This window comes from Streptomyces toxytricini (assembly GCF_014649915.1).
GTDB classification, from domain to species: Bacteria; Actinomycetota; Actinomycetes; order Streptomycetales; family Streptomycetaceae; genus Streptomyces; species Streptomyces toxytricini.
Genome location: NZ_BMTY01000010.1, coordinates 146,047 through 163,690, shown reverse-complemented (window position 1 = coordinate 163,690; position 17,644 = coordinate 146,047). Strand labels below are relative to the sequence as shown.

The 17,644-nt window shown below is 74.9% G+C and carries 18 protein-coding genes; 11 read left to right on the top strand and 7 right to left on the bottom strand.

The window, feature by feature from the left end:
* Window positions 1-14 precede the first annotated feature (14 nt).
* From IE170_RS14910 to IE170_RS14900, 3 genes are all read left to right on the top strand, one after another.
* The gene (locus IE170_RS14910) at window positions 15-1,073 is read left to right on the top strand and encodes an aldo/keto reductase (protein WP_189809841.1); all 1,059 of its coding nucleotides are present in this window, start codon (window positions 15-17) and stop codon (window positions 1,071-1,073) included.
* A 254-nt stretch (window positions 1,074-1,327) separates the two neighbouring features.
* Complete coding sequence (locus tag IE170_RS14905) at window positions 1,328-3,397, top strand: phosphocholine-specific phospholipase C (RefSeq protein WP_189809840.1); 2,070 nt, start codon at window positions 1,328-1,330, stop codon at window positions 3,395-3,397.
* Between the two features lie 131 nt (window positions 3,398-3,528).
* Entirely contained in the window at window positions 3,529-4,248 is a 720-nt protein-coding gene (locus tag IE170_RS14900; RefSeq protein ID WP_223856758.1) for a hypothetical protein, read from the top strand.
* A gap of 83 nt (window positions 4,249-4,331) precedes the next feature.
* Here IE170_RS14900 and IE170_RS14895 read toward each other — a convergent pair whose 3' ends face one another.
* Window positions 4,332-4,535, bottom strand: a complete 204-nt coding sequence (locus IE170_RS14895; protein ID WP_125544771.1) for a cold-shock protein — start codon at window positions 4,533-4,535, stop codon at window positions 4,332-4,334.
* Window positions 4,536-4,905: 370 nt separating this feature from the next.
* Here IE170_RS14895 and IE170_RS14890 point away from each other — a divergent pair, with 370 nt between their 5' ends.
* From IE170_RS14890 to IE170_RS14870, 5 genes are all read left to right on the top strand, one after another.
* A complete protein-coding gene (locus tag IE170_RS14890; RefSeq protein ID WP_189809839.1) occupies window positions 4,906-5,268 on the top strand; it encodes a hypothetical protein in 363 nt (120 codons plus the stop codon).
* 142 nt (window positions 5,269-5,410) lie between these two features.
* Window positions 5,411-5,755 carry a hypothetical protein gene (locus IE170_RS14885; protein WP_189809838.1) on the top strand — a complete coding sequence of 115 codons (345 nt, stop codon included), beginning with the start codon at window positions 5,411-5,413 and terminating at the stop codon, window positions 5,753-5,755.
* A gap of 142 nt (window positions 5,756-5,897) precedes the next feature.
* Complete coding sequence (locus tag IE170_RS14880; protein ID WP_189809837.1) at window positions 5,898-6,125, top strand: hypothetical protein; 228 nt, start codon at window positions 5,898-5,900, stop codon at window positions 6,123-6,125.
* 255 nt (window positions 6,126-6,380) lie between these two features.
* A complete protein-coding gene (locus IE170_RS14875) occupies window positions 6,381-6,998 on the top strand; it encodes a DUF7691 family protein (protein ID WP_229884777.1) in 618 nt (205 codons plus the stop codon).
* A 119-nt stretch (window positions 6,999-7,117) separates the two neighbouring features.
* Complete coding sequence (locus IE170_RS14870) at window positions 7,118-7,342, top strand: hypothetical protein (protein WP_189809836.1); 225 nt, start codon at window positions 7,118-7,120, stop codon at window positions 7,340-7,342.
* A gap of 20 nt (window positions 7,343-7,362) precedes the next feature.
* Here IE170_RS14870 and IE170_RS14865 read toward each other — a convergent pair whose 3' ends face one another.
* On the bottom strand, window positions 7,363-8,130 hold the full coding sequence (locus IE170_RS14865; protein ID WP_229884775.1) for an NPP1 family protein: 768 nt from the start codon (window positions 8,128-8,130) through the stop codon (window positions 7,363-7,365).
* Between the two features lie 310 nt (window positions 8,131-8,440).
* Here IE170_RS14865 and IE170_RS14860 point away from each other — a divergent pair, with 310 nt between their 5' ends.
* On the top strand, window positions 8,441-9,304 hold the full coding sequence (locus IE170_RS14860) for a MerR family transcriptional regulator (RefSeq protein ID WP_229884768.1): 864 nt from the start codon (window positions 8,441-8,443) through the stop codon (window positions 9,302-9,304).
* A gap of 9 nt (window positions 9,305-9,313) precedes the next feature.
* On the top strand, window positions 9,314-9,649 hold the full coding sequence (locus tag IE170_RS14855) for an ArsR/SmtB family transcription factor (RefSeq protein ID WP_189809833.1): 336 nt from the start codon (window positions 9,314-9,316) through the stop codon (window positions 9,647-9,649).
* A 3-nt stretch (window positions 9,650-9,652) separates the two neighbouring features.
* Here IE170_RS14855 and IE170_RS14850 read toward each other — a convergent pair whose 3' ends face one another.
* From IE170_RS14850 to IE170_RS14840, 3 genes are all read right to left on the bottom strand, one after another.
* Window positions 9,653-10,354 carry a cysteine hydrolase family protein gene (locus IE170_RS14850; protein ID WP_189809832.1) on the bottom strand — a complete coding sequence of 234 codons (702 nt, stop codon included), beginning with the start codon at window positions 10,352-10,354 and terminating at the stop codon, window positions 9,653-9,655.
* Window positions 10,355-10,394: 40 nt separating this feature from the next.
* Entirely contained in the window at window positions 10,395-10,928 is a 534-nt protein-coding gene (locus tag IE170_RS14845) for a DUF7822 domain-containing protein (RefSeq protein WP_189809831.1), read from the bottom strand.
* A gap of 163 nt (window positions 10,929-11,091) precedes the next feature.
* The gene (locus IE170_RS14840) at window positions 11,092-11,655 is read right to left on the bottom strand and encodes a TetR family transcriptional regulator C-terminal domain-containing protein (RefSeq protein ID WP_189809830.1); all 564 of its coding nucleotides are present in this window, start codon (window positions 11,653-11,655) and stop codon (window positions 11,092-11,094) included.
* A gap of 59 nt (window positions 11,656-11,714) precedes the next feature.
* Between IE170_RS14840 and IE170_RS14835 the strand changes: the two genes are divergently transcribed.
* Window positions 11,715-12,137, top strand: a complete 423-nt coding sequence (locus tag IE170_RS14835) for a DUF1707 SHOCT-like domain-containing protein (protein ID WP_189809829.1) — start codon at window positions 11,715-11,717, stop codon at window positions 12,135-12,137.
* 38 nt (window positions 12,138-12,175) lie between these two features.
* Here IE170_RS14835 and IE170_RS14830 read toward each other — a convergent pair whose 3' ends face one another.
* Together IE170_RS14830 and IE170_RS14825 are read right to left on the bottom strand one after the other, a co-directional pair.
* Window positions 12,176-15,406 carry an ATP-binding protein gene (locus IE170_RS14830; protein WP_189809828.1) on the bottom strand — a complete coding sequence of 1,077 codons (3,231 nt, stop codon included), beginning with the start codon at window positions 15,404-15,406 and terminating at the stop codon, window positions 12,176-12,178.
* Window positions 15,407-15,938: 532 nt separating this feature from the next.
* Window positions 15,939-17,543: an NAD(P)/FAD-dependent oxidoreductase gene (locus IE170_RS14825; protein ID WP_189809827.1), complete on the bottom strand. Its 1,605-nt coding sequence runs from the start codon at window positions 17,541-17,543 to the stop codon at window positions 15,939-15,941.
* Between the last annotated feature and the right edge of the window lie 101 nt (window positions 17,544-17,644).

The window sequence follows — 17,644 nt, the reverse complement described above, 5'->3', positions numbered from 1 at the left end:
GAGGGGGGCTCGTCATGGAGTACAGGCAGCTCGGCACATCCGGTCCCACGGTCCCGGTCCTGAGCTTCGGCGCCGGCACGTTCGGCGGTGAAGGGCCGCTCTTCGGGGCGTGGGGCGACACCGGCGTCCGCGAGGCGCGCCGCATGGTCGACATCTGCATCGACGCCGGGATCACGCTCTTCGACACCGCCGACGTGTACTCGGCCGGAGCCTCGGAGTCCGTCCTCGGCGCGGCCGTGAAGGGCCGGCGCGACCGGGTGCTGCTGTCCACCAAGGCGGGACTGCCGATGGGCGACGGGCCCGGCGACGCGGGCACCTCCCGGTCCCGCCTGATCCGGTCCACCGAGGACGCCCTGCGCCGGCTCGGCACCGACCGGATCGACCTGTTCCAGCTGCACGCCTTCGACGCCGCCACCCCGGTCGAGGAGGTGCTGTCGGCGCTCGACACGCTGGTGCGGGCGGGGAAGATCCGCCACGTCGGCGTCTCCAACTTCGCGGGCTGGCAGCTGATGAAGTCCCTGGCCGCGGCCGACCGCGACGGCTTCCCCCGGTACGTCGCCCACCAGGTCTACTACTCGCTCGTCGGCCGCGACTACGAGTGGGAGCTGATGCCGCTCGGCCACGACCAGGGTGTCGGCGCCCTCGTGTGGAGCCCGCTCGGCTGGGGCCGGCTCACCGGCAGGGTACGGCGCGGCCGGCCGCTGCCGGAAGGGAGCCGGCTGCACGCGACCGCGGACTACGGCCCGCCCGTCGACGAGGAACTCCTCTACGACACCGTCGACGTGCTCGACGCGATCGCACAGGAGACCGGCCGGACGATCCCGCAGGTCGCGCTCAACTGGCTGCTGGGCCGCCCCACCGTGTCGTCCGTGATCATCGGCGCCCGCACCGAGGAGCAGCTGCGGCAGAACATCGGCGCCGTCGGCTGGAGCCTGACGCCGGAGCAGAGCGCCCGGCTGGACGCCGTGAGCCACCGCCCGGCGCCCTACCCGTACTTCCCGTACGAGCGCCAGGAGGGCTTCGCCCGCCTGAACCCCCCGCTGACGGCCCCGGCCCCGGCTCGGGCCGCGTAGCCGGCGGGGCGCGGCGGGCCGGCGGGGCCCGGGGCACGCCGGCGGGCGGGGGCGGCGCGACGGGGGGGCGGACACGCGGAGGGGCGGACGGCCAGGCGGGCAGGGGGACTTGGGACGAATGGCCGAACCGCTGCGGGATCCGGCTGCCGTTCGCCTGGCGTATCCCCCGCCGTCACGCCAGGCTCCCCCTCCGGCCCCCGGCGCCCGATGTCCTGGGGGCCGGTCCCCGCCCCCTACCGCAGAGGTCGTCCGCCATGGCAGAACTCAACCGCCGCCGGTTCCTGCAGCTCACCGGTGGCGCCGCCGCCCTGGGCGTGCTGGGCGAGAGCATCGCGCGCGCCGCCGCCATCCCGGCGCAGGGCGCCACCGGCACTCTCGCCGATGTCGAGCACATCGTCGTACTCATGCAGGAGAACCGTTCCTTCGACCACTACTTCGGCAGGCTGCGCGGCGTGCGCGGCTTCGGCGACCCGCGCCCGGTGACCCTTCCGAGCGGCAAGTCCGTCTGGCACCAGGCCGACCGGTCGGGCAAGGTGACGCTGCCCTTCCGGCCGCCGTCCGACGACCTCGGCATGGAGTTCCTGCAGGGCCTCAACCACGACTGGGCGGGCGGCCAGAGCGCCTTCAACAAGGGCAGGTACGACAACTGGGTGCCGGCCAAGACGCCCACGACGATGGCCTACCTGACCCGGGAGGACATCCCGTTCCACTACGCCCTCGCCGACGCGTTCACGATCTGCGACGCCTACCACTGCTCGTTCATCGGCTCCACCGACCCCAACCGCTACTACCTGTGGTCCGGCCACACCGGCAACGACGGCAAGGGCGGCGGTCCCGTCCTCGACAACGCCGAGCTGGGCTACGGATGGACGACCTACCCCGAGCGGCTGGAGGCGGCCGGGATCTCCTGGAAGGTCTACCAGGACATCGGCGACGGCCTCGACGCGGCCGGCCACTGGGGCTGGATCAACGACGCCTACCGGGGCAACTACGGCGACAACTCGCTCCTGTACTTCAACAGCTACCGCAACGCGCAACCCGGCAGCCCGCTGCACGAGAAGGCCCGCACGGGCACGGACGCCAAGGCGGGCGAGGGCTACTTCGACCGGCTCCGGGCGGACGTGAAGGCCGGCAGGCTGCCGCAGGTCTCCTGGATCGCGGCCCCCGAGGCCTTCAGCGAGCACTCCAACTGGCCGTCCAACTACGGCGCCTGGTACATCGCGCAGGTCCTGGACGCGCTCACCTCGAACCCGGACGTGTGGGCCCGTACGGCCCTGTTCATCACCTACGACGAGAACGACGGGTTCTTCGACCACGTCGTCCCCCCGTACGCCCCGGCCAACGCCGGCCAGGGCCTGTCCACCGTGCCGACCGCCCTGGACGTCTTCCCGGGCAAACCCGGCTACGCCGCCGGGCCGTACGGCCTGGGCCCGCGCGTGCCGATGCTGGTCGTGTCCCCGTGGAGCACCGGCGGCTACTCCTGCTCCGAGACCTTCGACCACACGTCCGTCATCCGCTTCATGGAGCAGCGCTTCGGCGTCCGCGAGCCGAACATCTCGCCGTGGCGCCGCGCCGTCTGCGGCGACCTGACCTCCGCCTTCGACTTCGGACGCAGCGACACCCGCGCCGTCCCGCTGCCCGACACGGGGGCCTGGGAGCCGCGGGACCGCGAGCGGCACCCCGACTTCCCGGCCCCCGCCCCGGCCGTCGGCAGCATGCCGCGCCAGGAGAGGGGCGCGCGCCCCACCCGCCCCTTGGGATACGCCCCGTACGCGGACGGCACGGCGCTCACCGCCGAGGGGAAGTTCCGGCTGACGTTCAGTGGCGGACCGGCGCTGGGCGCGCAGTTCCACGTGACGTCCGGCAACCGCACCGACGCCCCCTGGACGTACACGACGGCGGCCGGGACGTCGATAGCGGACACCTGGAACACCCGCTACTCGGGCGGGGTCACCGACCTGACGGTGCACGGCCCGAACGGCTTCGTGCGCGGCTTCCGCAATCCCGGGACGATCCCCGGGCCCGAGGTCACCGCCCGCCACAACGCCGCGACCGGCGACCTGGACCTCACCTGCACCAACAACGGGGCCTCGACGGCCGTCCTCACCGTCACCAGCGCCTACGGCGGGAGCCCGCAGCGCCTCACGGTCGCGCGGGGCGCCACGGTCGCGCACACGGTGTCCCTGCAGGGCAGCCGCCACTGGTACGACGTGACGGTCACCGCGTCCGGTACGGCCGACTTCGTGCGGCGCTTCGCCGGCAAGGTCGAGACCGGGGCGCCCGGGCTGTCGGATCCGGCGATCCTGACCGACCCGTCGTCCTGACGCGAGCCCCCTGAACAGGCGGGTGCCGTGCCTTCGGCGCCGCCGGCTACGTTTCCCGGCGTCAAGACAATCCCCCGGGCGGTCGGGCCGATGCCCGGCCACCCGGCCGGACGACCCCTGGGAGAAGCACCATGCGACGTCAACGAGGCTTACGGGCCGTGCTCCTGGCCGTGGCCGTGGCCTGCACCACCGCGCTGGCCGGCTCGGTCCAGGCCCAGGCGGCACCGGCTCCCGGCCCCGCCGCGGCCGCTTCCGCGGCGGGGGTCGGCCCCGTCCAGCTGCGCTACACCGGCGTCGGCGGCGGGCCGCTGAACACCGCGCAGCGTGCCGCCTACGAGGCGGCCCTCGCCAAGGCGGCGGCCACCGGGTTCAACGCCTCCCAGTGCCGCATCACGAACGGAACGGACTCTCCGGGCATCGGCGGCTACTGGACGTCCATCCGCGAGCTCACCTGCGTGGGGGAGCCGGCGGTCGCCGCGCCGCAGCTGAGCCTGGACCGCTTCCTGAAGTCGGGGAAGGACCACCTCAGCAGCGTCTGGCACGTCCCCGACGGCTACGCCCGCGAGGGCAGCATGGGCCGGCTTTACACGGCGCCGGCCGCCGGCACGCATCCGCTCTACCTGTGCGTCGTGCGCGGCGACCACTTCCTGACCGTCGACGTCAACTGCGAGGGGCAGCAGTACGTGACGCGCCTGGGCTGGATCCACGACGCCCCGCCGGCCGGGGTGGCCAGCGCGCCCCTCTACCGCTGCCTGGTCAACGGCAGCCGCGAGCTGTTCGAGTCCAACGACCCGAACTGCGAGGGCCAGATCAGCCCCGGCGGCCCGCTGGGCTACGCCGTCACCGGCTGACCGCAGATCCGGGGGCCCCGTACGAAAAAAGCGCGGTCCGTCCCCGGTGGGGACGGACCGCGCCGCGAGGCATCAAGCTCGGGTCAGGCCGAGGTGATGTTCTCCGCCTGCGGGCCCTTCTGGCCGGCGGTGACGTCGAAGTTCACGCGCTGGCCTTCCTGGAGCTCGCGGAAGCCGTTGGCGACGATGTTCGAGTAGTGGGCGAAGACGTCCGGGCCGCCGCCGTCCTGCTCGATGAAGCCGAAGCCCTTTTCAGCGTTGAACCACTTCACGGTACCGGTAGCCATGAGTTCTCCTTCTGGGAGTTTTTGGGTCGCACACCGTGCGCGGCCCCGTCGCTGAAATGAGCCCATCCGGAGGTGCCGGAAAACAAAAAGTGCGCCCATCGCATAGCGTCGGGCGCACACAAATCCATGGGGTGCCAAAACTGCAACGTGACCAGGCTAGCACGGATCGTCGCCGAGGTGGGGGAGGCGGAAGCGGCGGATCGGGCCGGGGGCGGCTCCGCGTGCGCGGCCCTTCCCCGCCGGGCGGGCCGCTGCCAACCTGGGGGCAGAGGCGGGCGGGCCCCCACCGGGGCGGGCCGTGCCGGTGCGCGCCGGGCCGGGCCGCCGGAGCGGGCGGCAGCGGGGGCGCTGTCGCCGGGGAGGGGAGAGCATGCCGCTGTTCCAGCGCCGGGACGCCGGCGGCGACGGCTGGACCGTCGAGCCCATGGGGAACGGGGAGGCCTGCCGGTGGCGGGTCCGCATGGAGCGCATCGGCGACATCCTCCCCCGGTATCGGCAAGTCCTGGAGGCCGCGGCCCGCGAGGAGGGGCGGAGCCTGGAGGAGTACGTCGCATGGGTCGCGAACCTGAGCAGCGACCGGATGCACGCGACCCGCGACCGGATCATGAACGGGGTGGCCGGCGAGCGGGAGGCGGCCCTGTACAGCTGCTGGCTGGAGGCCCGCGCCGCCGTGCAGGAGGTCCAGTACCGCATCGAGGTGCGGCCCGGGAAGTTCGCCTGGCGCGGCCGGTAGCCCCTCCCGGCGATCCGGCCGGGCCCGCCTCCGGCGGGCACGACACCGCGTCCGGGGCCCGGTGGCGCGGGCTCGCACGGGTGCGGCGCAGGGCCCAGACTGGTACCAGCCGTCGCGGCTCCGGCGGAGGGTCCGGAGCCCGGTGAGCGGGAGGCAGACCGTGGTCATCACCCACCACATCGCGGAAGGCGCCCTGTACGTGCAGGTGCCGCGGGAGTTGGACGTCGGCAACCGGGCGGCGGCCGCCCTGGAGATCGAGGTGCTGGTGCATGCCCACCGCCCCGGGCGGGTGGTGGTCCGGCTGCCGTCCCGCCACCCCTCCCCCATGACCTTCAGCGCGCTGGCCCGCGTCCACCGCATGTGCCGGAGCCTGGGCATCCCCCTCACCACGACCGGCCCCGACGGGGAGTCCCCGCCGTGGCCGCTGGGCGTGGCGCTCCCGGACCGGCCCCACCATCTGGAGCACGGCGCCCGGCACGACCACTGACCCGGCGCGGCCGGTACCCGCCTGTTCCGGCTGGTACCGGCCGGCAGAACCCCGCGCCTACCTTCCTTCACGTGAAGGCTGTCTACGGACAGGCCCGCGCCGCGGCAGTCGGCCCGGTGCGGGAACGACGGAGGAGGGGCACATGCGCATCAGGACGTGGACGACCGCTGCCGCGCTGGCGGCCGCGCTGCTGACCGGGGGCGTCACCGGCACGGCAGCCGCCGCATCGGAGGCGGCGGCTGCCGGACCCGTGCTCGTCGGGTTCTACGGCACGAGCGAGGAGTGCTACGCGGCGGGGGCCGAGATCGTCGGCGAGCACGGGTGCGTCTTCGTGGGCGCCCGGGGATGGGCGCTCTACGTCTTCGAGTGACGCCCTCCGGGGCGTCAGCGGGGAGGCCCCCGGCCGCCCGGCGCTCGGGCGCGGCGGGCCGCGCAGCCGGGGACCGGGGAGCAGCGGCTCCCCGGCCCCGGTCGGCGGACCCGGCGCCTGGTCGCGTGGGGGCACCGGTCGTGTTCCTCGGGACCGGCGACATCACGGGCACATCCCGACCCGCTGTGGTGTGGCCCGTGCGTCCGGGGCCTCCCCGTCGGCGATCATGGACGCCGGCATACGGAGGAGTGGGCTGTGGGCAACCTGGAAATGAGCACCGGCGACATGCGGAACGTGATCCGCCTGCTGACGGCGGTGGAGCGGACGCCCGAGCAGGACCGGGTCCTCGGAGCGGCGCGGGAGAGGTGCGCGCGGGCGGACGCACGGTTCGAGGACGAGGGCATCCCCTTGGACGTTCCCGTCGCCCAAGCGCTGGAGGAGCTGCTGGAGGGCGCTCCCAGCACGGACTCGGGGCCCGGCTACACGTACGCCTTCCAGGCGCTGGTCGCGGTGCAGTTCTCCGACACGTACGACCTCGGCCACTGGAACCGGCCCTCGTGGTTCCACACAGTCGACGACGAGATGACCCGCCACGGGGTCCCCGGCGACCTGGCGCCGGCCTCGCTCCTGTTCGGCGGCCCGCCGCTGCGCCTGCCGCATCCCGGCGACGCCGTCCCCTGCATGGGCACCTTCCCGGCCTCGCGGGCCGCGGAGGTCGTCGAGGCGTACGAGGCGGTCCTCGACCGGCTCGACCCGGAAGTCCGCGAGACGGCGGAAGTGCTGCTGGGGCCGATGCGGGACGAGGCCGTCGAATGGGAGGCCGCGAAGGCGGCGGGGCGCACGCAGGACACCATCTTCTTCTGGCTCCACTGAGCGCCCCGGCCGCCGTGTCCGCCGGGCACGCGCGTGCCGTACCGGGCGCGGGCCGTCGCCGCGTATATGTTCTGTGCTGCCGTCGGAAGCGGCCGGCGGCTCCACAGCGAGGTGGGGCGATGGACCACAGGACACCCGCGGATCCCGACGAGCCGGGGCAGCTCTCCGACGAGGAGATGATGAGGCTGGTCAACGAGATGCTGGAGGGCGTCCCGCCCGAGGAGGCCGAGGCCTACCTCACGGCCGTCGCCAACGGCGAGCAGGCCCCTCGGCCCGCTCCGGTCGATTTGACTCCCGCTCAGGCGCACGACCTCCTGCTCTTCCTCCACCGCGGCGGCGGCTGAGCGTACGGCACGCCGAGCGGCTAGAGGTAGGGGTCGAAGGGGATTCCCGCCGGTTTCGCCTCCGCGAGGTGCGACTGGAAGGAGCCGTCCTTCAGGCCGAAGTGCGCGCTGCCGAAGTCGGCCTGGCTGAGCCTGTCCCGCAGGGTCGCCGGGTAGCCGGACCAGCCGACGAGCGCCGGGAACTGCCAGGTGCGCTCGTGGTTCTCCGGCGGCTCGTCGTTGGTGTTGGCGGCGCGGAAGCAGTGCGTGCCCCAGCCGTCCTTGTGGTAGACGACCTTGGGGTGGCTGCCGTCCCAGCGGATCCGGTCGCGGGAGTGGATCACGAAGTCCCCGTGGGCGGACGTGGCGACGTACTTGGCCTCGCCGCCCTGGATCCACACCACGACGTGTTCCCAGTCGTGGCGGTGGCCGCCGAGGCTGATGCCGGGGACGGCCTGGTCCTTCTCGAAGTAGAGCGCGTAGACGACGGCGCACCAGCCGTTGTTGCAGGCGGCGCGGGAGTAGCTGTTGGTGTTGTCGAGGTCGGCGGCGTCCCGGCAGTTGCCGTCGAGGGCGCCGGTGGGCTTGAGGCCGCCGTTGAGGACGCCGTTCGGGCCTATGGCGGGGGTCGGGTAGCAGCCGTCGGTGTCGTAGTCGAAGGCGGGCTGGAAGGCCAGTTCCATCGGCTCGGCGTTGGCGGGGAGCGCGGGCGGGGGCGCGGCGAACGCGGTCTGGGGCACGCCGATGACCAGGGCGAGGGCGGCGCCCAGGGTGGCGGCTGATCTGCGGAGGTGACGGTTCGCACGCACGGCGGGCCTCCCGGCCTGTGGGGGGTGGTGGCGGGGCATGCAGGCCGCCGGTCACCGCCCCGACGGCACACGCCCGGAGCATCATTGGCGAACGAGGTCGACAGGGCAAGGGTCGTGCGCAACAAATGCCCTGTAGGCGGGGTGAGTTGAGCGCTTGCATGCAGTGATGTGGAGTGTGCGCCGGTGCGGCCGCCGTACGAGCACGCATGCCGGGCCCCTTCGGGGGGCTCGTCGTGGGCCGCGTGGAGCGGGGTTTCTGGTGGGCGGGCGGGTTGACCTTGCCCCTGGGGAAGACGGGAGCGTTGCCGGCGTGGAGGAAGACGCACTGCTCGGGATCGGCGTGTTCGCGCGACGGGCCCGCCTGTCGCAGAAGGCCCTGCGGCTGTACGACCGCCAGGGCCTGCTGCCGCCGGACCGTGTCGATCCGGCGACCGGCTACCGGTACTACCGGGAGAGCCGGCTGCGCGAAGCCCGGCTGATCGTGCGGCTGCGCGGGCTGGACATGCCGCTGGCGCAGGTCGGGGCCGTTCTGGCGGCCCCGGCGACGGAGGCCGCCCGGCTGGTCGCCGCGTACTGGGACGGGGTCGAGCGCCGCGTCGCGGCCCAGCGGGAGCTGGCCGCGCACCTCCGCATCCACCTGCTGGGAGACGAAGGGATGACGGACGACATGTACGAGATCGGGACGCGCGAGGTGGCACGGCAGCTGGTGCTCGTCGAGCAGCGGCACATCACGCCGGAGGAACTCCCCGACTGGATTCCGGCGGCCCTGGGCCGGCTGGCCCCGGTCGCCGAGGCGCACGGCGGGTTCTTCGGCCACCCGTTCGTCGTCTACCACGGGGAAGTGAACGAGGACGGCGACGGCCCGGTGGAGCTGTGCGTTCCGGTGGATCCGGCCCGGGAGGGCGCGCTGCCGGCGGCCCACCGGATCGAGCCGGCGCGGGTGGAGGCGTACGCGCGCATCACGAAGGCGCAGACGGCCTACCCGCAGATCCTGTCCGCGTACGACGCGGTGTACGCGTGGGCGAACGCCCGCGGCCGGGCCCCGGCGGGCCCTCCGCGCGAGGTCTACTTCGCGGACTGGTCCGCGATCGGCGCGGCCGATCCCGCCTGCGACATCGCCCTTCCCCTAGCGGAGCCCACGGCGGCCGCCGGCCCGCACCGGCCGGCTGTGTAGGGTGGTGGGGTGCCGTCTGCCGACTCCGACATCGAGGTGCTGGTCCGGTTCGGGCGGGCACTCGCCGACCCGATCCGCTGCCGCATCCTGCTCGCGCTGCGGGCTGCGCCCGCCTACCCGGCGGACCTCGCGGACGCGATCGGCGTCTCCCGCACCCGGCTGTCGAACCACCTGGCCTGCCTGCGCGACTGCGGCCTGGTCGCCACGGAGCCGGACGGCCGCCGCACCCGCTACGCGCTCGCCGACGACCGGCTCGGGCACGCCCTGGACGACCTGCGGACCGCCGTCGTGTCCGTGGCGGCGGACCGCACCTGCCCGGACGCCGAAGCGGAGGACTGCTGCTGACCGCTACGGTCCTGCCGGGCGGCGGGCTCCGCATCGGATCAGGTCGAGCACCTCGGCCGTGGTCCGCACGTCGCCGAACGACCGGTAGATCGTGTGCAGGGCGGCGTTGTGCTCCCTGTCGGTCCGGGCGGCGTTCGCGTCGGCGACCATGACCACGCGCAGGCCCGTCGTTGCGGCGTCCCTCGCGGAGGACTCGCAGCAGACGTTCGTGACGGTCCCGGTGACGAGCACGGTGTCGACGCCGCGCCGGGCCAGCAGGTGAGGCAGTGACGAACTGCCGGGAAAGAAGGCGCTGTACGCGCTCTTCTCCACGACGAGGTCCTCCGGCCGGACGTCGAAGGCGTGCCAGAGGCGCGAGCGGAGGGGCCCCTCTCCTCTGCCGGCGGCGGCGAACAGGGCGGCGGCCGCCGGTCCGTGGAACTCGGCGCTCGCCCTGCCGAGCGGCGGCGCCGCGGCGGGCAGCACCCACGCCACCACTCCCCCGGCCGGGCGCAGCGCCCCGGCGATGCGGCTGATACGGGGCACGATGCCGTGCGCGTACGGGTTGGCTTCGACGAAGAAGGGCAGCATGTCGACCACGACCAAGGCTGTCCGGGCGGGGTCGAGGTGCTCGTAGGCATGCCTGCGGCCGCGCCGCGCCTCCTGCCGGGCGTACTCCCGGGGGTCAATCCGCCAGTCGTGCACCTTCGGCCCGGTCGCCTCCACGCCTGGCGCCCTCCTTCCGTCGGTCGCAGGGGCGGGTGGGCTAGCCGGGGAAGGAGAAGTAGAGGGCGTCGCTGTAGAAGGAGGCGAAGTGGTCCTCCCAGTCGCTGCGGAGCGAGGCCAGCCATGCGTCGTTGCGGCCGGCGATCGCCGCCTCGGCCTGGGCCACGGCGGCGGGGATGTCGTCGGCCACGAGGCGCCGGACGCCCGCCTCGGGGTCGTCGTCCGTGAGGGAGACCATCTCGCCCGTCTCCAGGACGAAATACCGCGCCCGCTGCTTCTCCAGGTGGGCCGTGGTGCGCTCGACGCACCGGGCGAAGTCGGAGTCGTCCTCCAGTCCGCGGCCGACGGCGCGCAGGAGGTCGCCGAGCAGGGCGGCACCGCCGGCGTAGTCCGCCGCGATGCCTATGCGGGGGTTCCAGATCATGGAGGGGACGATGGTCGTCCCGCGCCCCACCAGGAGCTTGTGGGCGAGCGGGATAGACCAGTTGTGTTCCGAGACGCAGCGGATCGCCTGGGCGTTCTCCTGCTCGGTGGGCAGCGTGTCGGCAGCGTAGAGGTATGAGCGGTTGGCCATGCGGCGACCTTAACAGCGGGGTCCGACAGCGCCGGCCGGAGCCGTGCGCGCTGCAGCGCCTCGCCCGGGCTGCCCGGAGCGGCACTTGACGTGCCTTCACATGAGGGTCGAACCTGCGTGCACGGCCGTTCGCGGGGCTCCCGCAGTCCCCTGTCGAAGCTGCTCACGGGACAAGGGCGTCGAGGGTGCGGTCGAGGGCGTCCAGGAGCGCCTCGTGTCCGGCCGGGTCGTAGAGCATCCGCAGTGCGAGCCCGTCGCCGAGGGCGATGACGGCGTCGGCCGCGGCCTCGGCGTGCGGGCACGCCGCGTCCTCGAGCCAGGCGGCGAGCGCATCGCGGACGTCGCGGTCGACCTGGCGGCGGATCGCGGCCAGCCGCGGGTGGTGCGCGGCGTGGACCGCGAACGCCAGCTGCGCCGCGGCCTCGGCGCGCCGCTCCTCGTCCAGCGGCAGCACGGTGCGGACCAGGGCGCGCAGCGCCTCCCGGAGCGGAAGGCCGGTGTCGACCCGGGACATCCGCTCCTCGATGCGCTCGCCGGCGAGTTCGGCGGCGAAGACGAGCATCTCCTCCTTCGAGCGGAAGTACTTCTGCACGGCGCCGGCGGAGCGGCCGCTCGCGGCCGCCACGGTGCGGACGCTGATCTGGTCGAGGCCGCGCTCGGCGGCGAGCGCAAGCAGCGCGGCGCCGATCTGCCGGCGCTGCTCCGGCCGGTCCACGGTCTTCGGCACGGGGGCCACCCACCTTCTTTGAGATACAGTCGTATTCTAATACGGGAAGGGAGAAGTCGATGGAGAACAGCCTCGGCAAGCCGTCCGCGCCCGCGGTGCGGGTGTCGGACGCGGAACGGGACGGCACGCTCGGCATCCTGGCCTCGGCGCTGGCGGAAGGCCGGCTCGACGCGCAGGAGCACGCGGACCGGGTCCGGCGGGCCCTCGACGCGCGCACCGCGGGCGACCTGGCCGCCCTGACCGCCGACCTGCCCGCCCCGGCGCCGAGCCGGGCCGAGCGGGACCGCCGGGACCTGGCGGAGTGGCTCGCGGAGTGGCGGTACTGGCTCGGCGGATCGGTCGTCCTGTCGGCGGTATGGGGTGTCCGCTGCCTTCAGAAGGGGGAGCTGACGTACTACTGGCCCGTCGCCCCGCTCGCCGTATGGGCGGCGGTCCTCGTCGCCGTGGCGATCTGGCCCCGCAGCGAGGACGGCACGGCCTGACGCTGCGCCGGCGGCAGGGTGCGCGGGGCGCGGCCGGCTCAGCCGGCCGCGAGCAGGGCCGCGACCTCGGCCGGGGTGAGCGCGGCGCCCTCCGCCGCCTCCTCCTCGTAGCGGTCCGGGCCGAGCAGGGCGCGGGCCTCGTCCGGGATCGCCGCGACGGCGGCCTGCTCCACCACGGAGCGCGGGTGCCCCGCGCGCCACGCCGTGGCCGCGCCGAGGACCCGTACGGCCTCCGCGGTGCGTCCTGCCCGCGACAGCAGCGCGGCCGCGGTGTCGGCGAGCGAGGCGAGGACGCGCTCCGCGCAGTGCGCGGCGACCGCGCCGGCCAGCGCGGGCCCGATGGCGGCGAGGCCCGCCTCCGGGCCGGCTTCGCGGCCCCGCAGCACGGCGTCGATGTTGTCGAGGCCGGCGATGAGCTGGGCGGGGGCTGCGAACCGGGCGGCCTCGGCGCGGGCGCGGCCGTGTGCGGCACGGGAGCCTGCGAGGTCCCCCCGGATGAGGGCGACGAGGCTCGACAGCAGTCCGGCATAGGCGCGGACGTCGTACACGCCCCCGTACCGGTCGACCTCGCGGGCCGACTCGGCGAGGAGTCGCTCCGCGCCCGCGAAATCCCCGGCGCAGAGGGCTGCTTCGGCGATGCGGGCCGTGATGAACGGCGTCTCCGTGTGGGCGCCGACCTCGCGGGCGAGGCGCAGGCACTCGTCGAACTCGCCGCGCGCCACGTCATACCGGCCCCGGGAGAGCGCCACCTCGCCGGCGGCGGCCGCCACCTGGGCTCGGGTCCACCGGTCGCCCACGACTTCGGCGAGGTCGTGGAGTTCGGCGAGGTCGGCGTCGACGGCGGGCAGGCCGCCGGTGACGTCGATGGCGAGGTGGGTGCGCAGCAGGAGCGTGACGCCGAGCTCCCAGTCCCCGCCGTGGCGGCGGCAGTTCTCGACGGCCTTGTCGAGCGCCCCGCGGACGTCGAGGACGTCTCCGGCGAGGAGGAGTGTCATGGGCCACAGCATGCCGGGGAAGCGGGCCGTCTCGGGGCCGGGCGTCTCGAACACCTTCCGCAGCCCTGCGGCGAGCGCGGCGTTGGCGGGGGTCCGGAACTCCTCGGGCGTCTCGCCCTGCGCGCGCAGGAAGACGTCGAGCATGCGCACGCGCATCATGCGCCAGTAGGCGGGACTGCCCTCGGGCGGCTCCGCGGACCGGTTCCGCAGGACCCGGCCCGCCCAGTCGGCGCCCTCGGCACGGTAGTTGCGCAGCCACCAGAACCAGCCGAGTGCGGCGGCGAACCGCTCTCCGGCCTCGGCGGATCCGGCCCCGGTGGTGTGCCGCAGGGCCGCCCGGAGGTTGTCCAGCTCGGTCTCTACGCGCCGGATCCACGGCAGCTGCGCGGAGCCGCGCAGGAGCGGTTCGGCCTCCTCGGCGAGGGCCAGGAAGTACGCGGCGTGCCGGTCGGCGGCCGCGAGGCGGTCGGCGGGGTCTGCGGCGGCGCGTTCGGCGGCGTACTCGTGGATCGTCTCCAGCATCCGGTAGCGCATGCCGCGGCCGTCGGGGTCGGGGACCGCCACGACGAGGGACTTGTCGATGAGCGAGCCGAGGAGGTCGGCGACGTCCAAGCCGCCGCCCTCATCGCAGACGGCCTCGGCAGCCGCCAGGTCGCAGCCGCCGGCGAAGGCGGAGAGGCGGCGCAGAAGGGTCCGCTCGCCCTCGTCGAGGAGGTCCCAGGACCAGTCGACGACGGCGCGCAGGGTTTGCTGGCGCGGCAGGACCGTACGGGCTCCGCCGGTCAGGAGCCGGAAGCGGTCGTCGAGGCGGTCGGCGATCTGGCGCGGGGTGAGCAGCCTCAGCCGGGCGGCGGCCAGTTCGATGGCCAGCGGGAGGCCGTCGAGGCGGGTGCAGATCTCGGCGACGGCGTCCGGGTCGTCGTCCGGGGTGAAGCCGGGGCTGACCGCGGCGGCTCGGTCGGCGAAGAGGCGGTGCGCGGGCTCCGGCGGGAGGGGGCCGACGGGGCGGAGCGTTTCACCGGGCACGCCGAGGGGTTCGCGGCTCGTCGCGAGGATCCGGACACCGGGGCAGCGGGTGAGGAGCAGTTCGGCGAGTGCGGCGGCGGCGCCGACGACGTGCTCGCAGTTGTCGAGGATGATCAGCAGGCGGCGGTCGGCGCACAGTGCGACGAGCCGCGTGGCGGGGTCTGCGGCGGGCGCCTCGCGGGCCACGAGGGTGTCCTCGCGCAGGCCGAGGGCGCTGAGGACGGCGCCGGGCACGGCGGCGGGCTGGTCGAGGCGGGCGAGTTCGACCAGCCACACCGGGTCCGGGTGGGCGGCGGCGCCCTGCTCGGCGAGCCTGGTCTTGCCGGAGCCGCCCGGCCCGGTGAGGGTGACGAGGCGCCGGCCGGCGAGGTCGGCCCGGAGGGCGGCCAGTTCCGGTTCGCGTCCGACGAAGGAGTTCAGGCGGGGTCGCAGGTTGCCGCCCTCGTGACCGGGGCGCTCGGGCGCGTTCTGCCGGCCGGCCGGGGGCGCGCCGGGGGCGGGGTTCAGCAGTTCGGCGTGGAGCGCGGCGAGTTCGGGGCCCGGGTCGGTGCCGAGGGCGTCGGCGAGGGTGCGGCGGGTGCGCTCGTACGCGGCGAGGGCGTCGGCGGGCCGGCCGGCCGCGCGCAGGGCGCGCACCTGCTGGGCGCGCAGCGTCTCGTCGTACGGGTTCTCCCGGATCAGCGCCTCGATCTCGGCCTGCAGCCCCGCCGGGTCCCCGGCGCCGGAGCGCAGGTCGGCCTCGATGCGGTCGCGCAGAGCGGCGGTGCGCCGTGCGTCGAGGGCGGCGGCGTGCCGGCTGCGGGCGGGTTCGGGGAGGTCGGCGAGGGCGGGTCCGCGCCACAGGTCGAGGGCGGCGCGCAGGCCGGCGGCGGCGCCGGCGGGATCGGCGGGGTCCGCCGTCAGCCGGGCGCGGCCCTCGCGGGCGAGCCGGGTGAAGCGGTGCAGGTCGACGTCGTCGCGGTCGTCGACGGCGAGGCGGTAGCCGCCTGAGGGGTCGGCCAGGACGGTGTCCCGTCCGCCGAGCGCCCGGCGCAGCCGGGCGACGAGCGCCTGGAGGGCGGCCGGGGCGTCCCCGGGAGGCCGGTCGCCCCAGACGTCGTCGACGAGGTCGGTGACGGAGGCGGCGGCCGGACCGCCGGCGCGCAGGGCGAGGGCGGCCAGGAGCGCGCGCAGGCGCGCCCCGCCCATCGGAAGGGGGGAACCGGCCGCGCTGCGCGCTTCGGTGACGCCGAGGATGAGGTAACGCACCGGGCCCATTGTGCCGGACCCCCGGCGAGCCGCCGCGCCGCCCCGGCTGCCGCGGGCCCGCCCACCTGCGGGAACGGCGTCCCAGGGCCTCGTTCCGCACCGAGGCCGCGGGGCCGCCGATACGCGGCCCCGGGCGCGGTCGTGCGCAGGGGCGGCATCGCGGAAGGCCGTCCGCCTGACTGTGCGTATGCGGGCGACCCGGCAGCGCGGTACTCATAGCCGCAGACCGCAGACCATCCGCCCGCCCCGGAGGGAGCGGGGTGGCGGCGCAGCGCACCGCAAGGCGGAAGACCGCCCACCTCACGGGCCTGCACGGACGACCCGGACGCGCGGCAGGCGCCATGCCCGGAACCGGCCCCGCCCCCAGGAGGCCGTACTCCCGTCAGGGGCCGCAGTACCATCCGCGCGGCCGGGAAAGAGCAGGGTGGCGGCGCCGTGCATTGCAAGGCGGAAGGCCGCGGCCTGCCGGGCGTACGCGGGCGACCCGGCCCCGCGGCGGGGCGGCGGCACCGGGCGCCCTCCCGTGCGCCCGTCAGAAGCCGCAGACCGCCCGGACGTCCGGGAAGAGGGCGGGGTGGCGGCGGCGGTATTCGACCAGGCACTGGGCGACCGCGGCGCCCTCCCCCACGGCGGCGCCGACCCGCTTGACCGATCCGGAGCGCACGTCGCCGACGGCGAAGACGCCGGGGACGCTGGTCTCCATCGGCAGTGCGTCCGCGCCGGCCACGCCGCTCCCGGTGAGGACGTAGCCGCGGTCGTCGAGTGCGAGCGCCCCGCGGAGCCAGTCGGTCGAGGGGTGGCCGCCGATCAGGACGTACAGGCAGTGCGCGGGGACCGTCTGCTCCTTGCCGTCGCGGTCGCGGAGCCGGAGGCCGGTGAGGGTCGTGCCGCCCAGGCATTCGGCGACCTCGGTTCCGAGGAGGACGCGCAGGCCGGTGGTGCCTTCGATGCGGCGGACCAGGTAGTCGGACATGGAGGCGCCGAGGTCGGTGCCCCGTACGAGGAGGGTGACGGTGCGGGCGTAGCGGGCGAAGTAGAGGGCGGCCTGGCCGGCGGAGTTGCCGGCGCCGACCATGTAGACGTCCTCGCCGGCGGCGGAGGGCGCGTCGGAGAGGCACGAGCCGTAGTAGACGCCGGAGTTGAGCAGGCGGTCGACGCCGGGGGCCTTCAGGCGGTTCCAGTCCACGCCCGTGGCGACGACCACCGCGGCGGCGGTCACGGAGGCCGTCTCGTCGGTGCCCGCCTTGACGAACTCGATCCGGTGGCGGCCGTCCTCCGCCGGCGAGACCCGGCTGGCCACGCGGGTGGGCTGCCATTCGACGCGGGCCCGGCGGGCCTGCTGCAGGGCGCGCTGGGCGAGGTCGCCGCCGGTGAGGCCCGTCGGGAAACCGAGGTAGTTCTCGATCCGCGAGGTGGTCCCCGCCTGCCCGCCGGGAGCGTCGTCCTCGATGACGACGACGCTCATGCCCTCGGCGGCCGCGTACACCGCAGCGGACAGGCCTCCGGGGCCGCCGCCGATCACCGCGACGTCGTAGTGGTCCTGTCCGGCGGGGCGGATGAGGCCGAGCCGCTCGGCGAGTTCGCTGATCGACGGGTCCGCCATCTCGGTGCCGTCGCCGAGGCGGACGGTCACCGGGGCGTCCCGCGCCTCCTGCTCGGGCAGCCAGCGGAAGATGACCCCGCTGCGGCCGAGGAAGTCGCGCACCGCGTAGGCGGCGGGCGAGAAGCGGCTCCCGCGCACCTCGGCGGTGGGCAGTTCGCCGCGGGAGTGGGCGTTCCAGGTGCACAGGGAGTCGTCGAGTGCGCCCCGCAGGTCCTCGGCGCGGCTCCCTGCGGCCGCCGGCGCCTCGCTTTCCGCGGCGGCGGGGGCGGCGTCGCGGTGCCGTGCCAGCGGCAGCCAGCGGACGCCGGGGTGCTGCGCGGCACCGGGGGCCGGGGCCTCGTCGGCGAGGACGGCCGCGACGGGCACCTGTCGGTCGGCCAGCGAGTTCAGCGCACGGACCACCTCGGCCGGCCCGCCGACCTGGAGCACCCGGAAGGAGGTCCGGTACCAGCTCTGCACCAGCTCGGCCGTTTCGTGGCGGCGGAGCGGGTCGGGGTCGGAGAGGACAATCACCGGCAGTGCGGCATCGGCCATCAAGGGATCCTCCAAGGGAGCGGGCTGGGATGATCGGCTTCCGCTCGGGGTCAACGAGCGGGCGGGTGATACGAAGCGGCTTCGATCCGGCCCGAGTGCGG

Coding starts and splice junctions, on each gene's coding strand:
- IE170_RS14895 (WP_125544771.1), bottom strand. CDS start 4,535: ATGGCTACCGGTACCGTGAAGTGGTTCAACGCTGAAAAGGGCTTCGGC.
- IE170_RS14870 (WP_189809836.1), top strand. CDS start 7,118: ATGGACCACAGGACACCCGCGGATCCCGACGAGCCGGGGCAGCTCTCC.
- IE170_RS14835 (WP_189809829.1), top strand. CDS start 11,715: ATGGAGAACAGCCTCGGCAAGCCGTCCGCGCCCGCGGTGCGGGTGTCG.
- IE170_RS14905 (WP_189809840.1), top strand. CDS start 1,328: ATGGCAGAACTCAACCGCCGCCGGTTCCTGCAGCTCACCGGTGGCGCC.
- IE170_RS14890 (WP_189809839.1), top strand. CDS start 4,906: ATGCCGCTGTTCCAGCGCCGGGACGCCGGCGGCGACGGCTGGACCGTC.
- IE170_RS14910 (WP_189809841.1), top strand. CDS start 15: ATGGAGTACAGGCAGCTCGGCACATCCGGTCCCACGGTCCCGGTCCTG.
- IE170_RS14845 (WP_189809831.1), bottom strand. CDS start 10,928: ATGGCCAACCGCTCATACCTCTACGCTGCCGACACGCTGCCCACCGAG.
- IE170_RS14880 (WP_189809837.1), top strand. CDS start 5,898: ATGCGCATCAGGACGTGGACGACCGCTGCCGCGCTGGCGGCCGCGCTG.
- IE170_RS14900 (WP_223856758.1), top strand. CDS start 3,529: ATGCGACGTCAACGAGGCTTACGGGCCGTGCTCCTGGCCGTGGCCGTG.
- IE170_RS14825 (WP_189809827.1), bottom strand. CDS start 17,543: ATGGCCGATGCCGCACTGCCGGTGATTGTCCTCTCCGACCCCGACCCG.